Here is a 5445-nt window from a genome sequence, read left to right on the forward strand (position 1 = left end):
TTTGGATCAAAGACCAGCCCTTCCGGGGGTTGGCATTCGGAATCGTCAGTAATGATGTTTTCTCTTTGGTCAGTTTCAAACTCGCTGCGGCGCCGTTTTCCCGGTGTTGTATGCATTTCTTTTTTACGGAGAGTTTGATCCTGGCTCAGGATGAACGCTGGCGGCGTGCTTAACACATGCAAGTCGAACGGTGAAGCCAAGCTTGCTTGGTGGATCAGTGGCGAACGGGTGAGTAACACGTGAGCAACCTGCCCTGGACTCTGGGATAAGCGCTGGAAACGGCGTCTAATACTGGATATGAGACGTGATCGCATGGTCGTGTTTGGAAAGATTTTTCGGTCTGGGATGGGCTCGCGGCCTATCAGCTTGTTGGTGAGGTAATGGCTCACCAAGGCGTCGACGGGTAGCCGGCCTGAGAGGGTGACCGGCCACACTGGGACTGAGACACGGCCCAGACTCCTACGGGAGGCAGCAGTGGGGAATATTGCACAATGGGCGGAAGCCTGATGCAGCAACGCCGCGTGAGGGATGACGGCCTTCGGGTTGTAAACCTCTTTTAGCAGGGAAGAAGCGAAAGTGACGGTACCTGCAGAAAAAGCGCCGGCTAACTACGTGCCAGCAGCCGCGGTAATACGTAGGGCGCAAGCGTTATCCGGAATTATTGGGCGTAAAGAGCTCGTAGGCGGTTTGTCGCGTCTGCTGTGAAATCCCGAGGCTCAACCTCGGGCCTGCAGTGGGTACGGGCAGACTAGAGTGCGGTAGGGGAGATTGGAATTCCTGGTGTAGCGGTGGAATGCGCAGATATCAGGAGGAACACCGATGGCGAAGGCAGATCTCTGGGCCGTAACTGACGCTGAGGAGCGAAAGGGTGGGGAGCAAACAGGCTTAGATACCCTGGTAGTCCACCCCGTAAACGTTGGGAACTAGTTGTGGGGACCATTCCACGGTTTCCGTGACGCAGCTAACGCATTAAGTTCCCCGCCTGGGGAGTACGGCCGCAAGGCTAAAACTCAAAGGAATTGACGGGGACCCGCACAAGCGGCGGAGCATGCGGATTAATTCGATGCAACGCGAAGAACCTTACCAAGGCTTGACATATACGAGAACGGGCCAGAAATGGTCAACTCTTTGGACACTCGTAAACAGGTGGTGCATGGTTGTCGTCAGCTCGTGTCGTGAGATGTTGGGTTAAGTCCCGCAACGAGCGCAACCCTCGTTCTATGTTGCCAGCACGTAATGGTGGGAACTCATGGGATACTGCCGGGGTCAACTCGGAGGAAGGTGGGGATGACGTCAAATCATCATGCCCCTTATGTCTTGGGCTTCACGCATGCTACAATGGCCGGTACAAAGGGCTGCAATACCGTGAGGTGGAGCGAATCCCAAAAAGCCGGTCCCAGTTCGGATTGAGGTCTGCAACTCGACCTCATGAAGTCGGAGTCGCTAGTAATCGCAGATCAGCAACGCTGCGGTGAATACGTTCCCGGGTCTTGTACACACCGCCCGTCAAGTCATGAAAGTCGGTAACACCTGAAGCCGGTGGCCCAACCCTTGTGGAGGGAGCCGTCGAAGGTGGGATCGGTAATTAGGACTAAGTCGTAACAAGGTAGCCGTACCGGAAGGTGCGGCTGGATCACCTCCTTTCTAAGGAGCATCTGGCACCGTTGGGCTTCGGCTTGGTGGTGTCCAGGCGCCAGATCAGACCGAATGTGTCTGCTGGTAGCTCATGGGTGGAACATTTGATGGGGTGTCGGGGATGATGTCTTCGGGTTTAGTACGTAGCTTGCTACGGGAACGATCTGGGTCGGAGTGTCTGGCACATGCACGCTGTTGGGTCCTGAGGGGCCGGGCGCTGGTCGCGTAGTCTTCGGGCTGTGTGGTTGGTGGCTGTTCCTCTAGGGCCTTTCCTGCTTCCGCGGTTTGCGGTGGTGTGGGGAGGTACCGCCCGTACTTTGAGAACTACACAGTGGACGCGAGCATCTTCGACATGATCCTTCGGGATGGTGTCGTGAAGATGATCTTAAAGATCATTAGTCAATTTTTTGACGATTCAACTCATGTGATTTCAAGTCTTTAAGAGCAAACGGTGGATGCCTTGGCATCTGGAGCCGAAGAAGGACGTAGCAATCTGCGATAAGCCTCGGGGAACTGATAAGCGAGTTTTGATCCGAGGATGTCCGAATGGGGAAACCCCGCCAGGGCGCGTGCGTACCTGGTGACTCCCGCCTGAATATATAGGGCGGGTAGAGGGAACGTGGGGAAGTGAAACATCTCAGTACCCACAGGAAGAGAAAGCAAAAGCGATTCCGTGAGTAGTGGCGAGCGAAACCGGAAGAGGCTAAACCTAGCGTGTGTGATAGCCGGCAGGTGTTGCACGTTGGGGGTTGTGGGACTTTTCTGATTGTTCTGCCGAGCAGTCGACGTGACAAGAGGGTATAGACGAACGGTTTTGAACGGCCGGTCATAGAGGGTGCGAACCCCGTAGTCGAAATGCCTGTTCTTGGCGTGAAAAGTATCCCAAGTAGCACGGGGCCCGAGAAATCCCGTGTGAATCTGTCAGGACCACCTGATAAGCCTAAATACTCCCAGATGACCGATAGCGGACAAGTACCGTGAGGGAAAGGTGAAAAGTACCCCGGGAGGGGAGTGAAATAGTACCTGAAACCGTTTGCTTACAAACCGTTGGAGCCTCCTTAGTAGGGGTGACAGCGTGCCTTTTGAAGAATGAGCCTGCGAGTTAGCGATACGTGGCGAGGTTAACCCGAGTGGGGTAGCCGTAGCGAAAGCGAGTCTGAATAGGGCGATTCAGTCGCGTGTCCTAGACCCGAAGCGAAGTGATCTATCCATGGCCAGGTTGAAGCGACGGTAAGACGTCGTGGAGGACCGAACCCACTTAGGTTGAAAACTGAGGGGATGAGCTGTGGATAGGGGTGAAAGGCCAATCAAACTTCGTGATAGCTGGTTCTCTCCGAAATGCATTTAGGTGCAGCGTTGCGTGTTTCTTGCCGGAGGTAGAGCTACTGGATGGCCGATGGGCCCTACAAGGTTACTGACGTCAGCCAAACTCCGAATGCCGGTAAGTGAGAGCGCAGCAGTGAGACTGTGGGGGATAAGCTTCATAGTCGAGAGGGAAACAACCCAGACCACCAACTAAGGTCCCTAAGCGCGTGCTAAGTGGGAAAGGATGTGGAGTTGCTTTGACAACCAGGAGGTTGGCTTAGAAGCAGCCACCCTTGAAAGAGTGCGTAATAGCTCACTGGTCAAGTGATTCCGCGCCGACAATGTAACGGGGCTCAAGCACGCCACCGAAGTTGTGGCATTGACATTTTTGGTAGGCCTTCGTGGTCCAGCCGTGTTGATGGGTAGGAGAGCGTCGTGTGGCGAGTGAAGCGGCGGGGTGACCCAGCCGTGGACGCCACACGAGTGAGAATGCAGGCATGAGTAGCGAAAGACGTGTGAGAAACACGTCCTCCGAAAGACCAAGGGTTCCAGGGTCAAGCTAATCTTCCCTGGGTAAGTCGGGACCTAAGGCGAGGCCGACAGGCGTAGTCGATGGACAACGGGTTGATATTCCCGTACCGGCGAAGAACCGCCCAAGCTAATCCAGTGGTGCTAAGAGTCCTAACCAGGAATGGATGGATCCCTTCGGGGTGAAGCCGTCTTGGCGAACGCTCGACCCCATGCTGGTGCGGTTAGCGTATTAACAGGTGTGACGCAGGAAGGTAGCCCAAGCCAGGCGATGGTAGTCCTGGTGCAAGTGCGTAGGCCGAGTGATAGGCAAATCCGTCACTCATACAGGCTGAGACACGATGCGGATAAAAAGTGGGTGATCCTATGCTGCCAAGAAAAGCATCGACGCGAGGTTCAAGCCGCCCGTACCCCAAACCGACTCAGGTGGTCAGGTAGAGAATACCAAGGAGATCGAGAGAATCGTGGTTAAGGAACTCGGCAAAATGCCCCCGTAACTTCGGGAGAAGGGGGGCCATCCACTTATTAGGACTTGCTCCGAAAGGGTGTGGTGGCCGCAGAGACTAGTGGGTAGCGACTGTTTACTAAAAACACAGGTCCGTGCCAAGTCGCAAGACGATGTATACGGACTGACGCCTGCCCGGTGCTGGAAGGTTAAGAGGACCGGTTAGCCGCAAGGCGAAGCTGAGAATTTAAGCCCCAGTAAACGGCGGTGGTAACTATAACCATCCTAAGGTAGCGAAATTCCTTGTCGGGTAAGTTCCGACCTGCACGAATGGCGTAACGACTTCCCAACTGTCTCAACCGCGAACTCGGCGAAATTGCATTACGAGTAAAGATGCTCGTTACGCGCAGCAGGACGGAAAGACCCCGTGACCTTTACTACAGCTTGGTATTGGTGTTCGGTGTGGCTTGTGTAGGATAGGTGGGAGACGTTGAAGCATTCACGCCAGTGAGTGTGGAGTCATTGTTGAAATACCACTCTGGTCACTCTGGATATCTAACTTAGGACCGTGATCCGGTTCAGGGACAGTGCCTGGTGGGTAGTTTAACTGGGGCGGTTGCCTCCCAAAATGTAACGGAGGCGCCCAAAGGTTCCCTCAACCTGGTTGGCAATCAGGTGGCGAGTGTAAGTGCACAAGGGAGCTTGACTGTGAGACTGACAGGTCGAGCAGGGACGAAAGTCGGGACTAGTGATCCGGCAGTGGCTTGTGGAAGCGCTGTCGCTCAACGGATAAAAGGTACCTCGGGGATAACAGGCTGATCTTGCCCAAGAGTCCATATCGACGGCATGGTTTGGCACCTCGATGTCGGCTCGTCGCATCCTGGGGCTGGAGTAGGTCCCAAGGGTTGGGCTGTTCGCCCATTAAAGCGGTACGCGAGCTGGGTTTAGAACGTCGTGAGACAGTTCGGTCCCTATCCGCTGCGCGCGTAGGAAGTTTGAGAGGATCTGACCCTAGTACGAGAGGACCGGGTTGGACGAACCTCTGGTGTGTCAGTTGTTCCGCCAGGAGCACCGCTGATTAGCTACGTTCGGGATGGATAACCGCTGAAAGCATCTAAGCGGGAAGCCGGCCTCAAGATGAGACTTCCATACCTTCGGGTGAGAGGCTCCCAGCCAGACTACTGGGTTGATAGGCCGGATGTGGAAGCGTAGTAATACGTGAAGCTGACCGGTACTAATAAGCCGATGACTTGATAACACACCGTTTTTGGTGCTTGCGTCCACTGAGTGGTTCTCGATGTACGGTCGGGAACACAACAATGAATATCGTTGTTGGTTTTTGAAACATCAATAGTGTTTCGGCGGCCATAGCGAGAGGGAAACGCCCGGTTACATTCCGAACCCGGAAGCTAAGCCTCTCAGCGCCGATGGTACTGCAGGGGGGACCCTGTGGGAGAGTAGGACACCGCCGGACTTCTTCTAACGAAATGGCCACCCAAAGCTGGGTGGCCATTTCGCATTTACGGGCACAT

General features: G+C 54.7%; 3 rRNA genes. All 3 read left to right on the forward strand.

From position 1 onward, the window contains the following. The first annotated feature begins 122 nt into the window (after nt 1-122). The 3 genes from MT347_RS17935 to rrf all read left to right on the forward strand — a co-directional run bounded on the left by MT347_RS17935 (nt 123) and on the right by rrf (nt 5387). Nucleotides 123-1644 (forward strand): 16S ribosomal RNA (locus tag MT347_RS17935). A gap of 419 nt (nt 1645-2063) precedes the next feature. Beyond that, a 23S ribosomal RNA gene (locus MT347_RS17940) occupies nt 2064-5171 on the forward strand. Between the two features lie 99 nt (nt 5172-5270). Then, nucleotides 5271-5387 (forward strand): 5S ribosomal RNA (gene rrf / locus MT347_RS17945). Together the 16S, 23S and 5S rRNA genes form the textbook arrangement of a ribosomal RNA operon. Nucleotides 5388-5445 lie beyond the last annotated feature (58 nt).

The sequence above is a fragment of the Microbacterium sp. VKM Ac-2923 genome (assembly GCF_022815605.1).
In the GTDB taxonomy this organism is placed as follows: domain Bacteria; phylum Actinomycetota; class Actinomycetes; order Actinomycetales; family Microbacteriaceae; genus Microbacterium.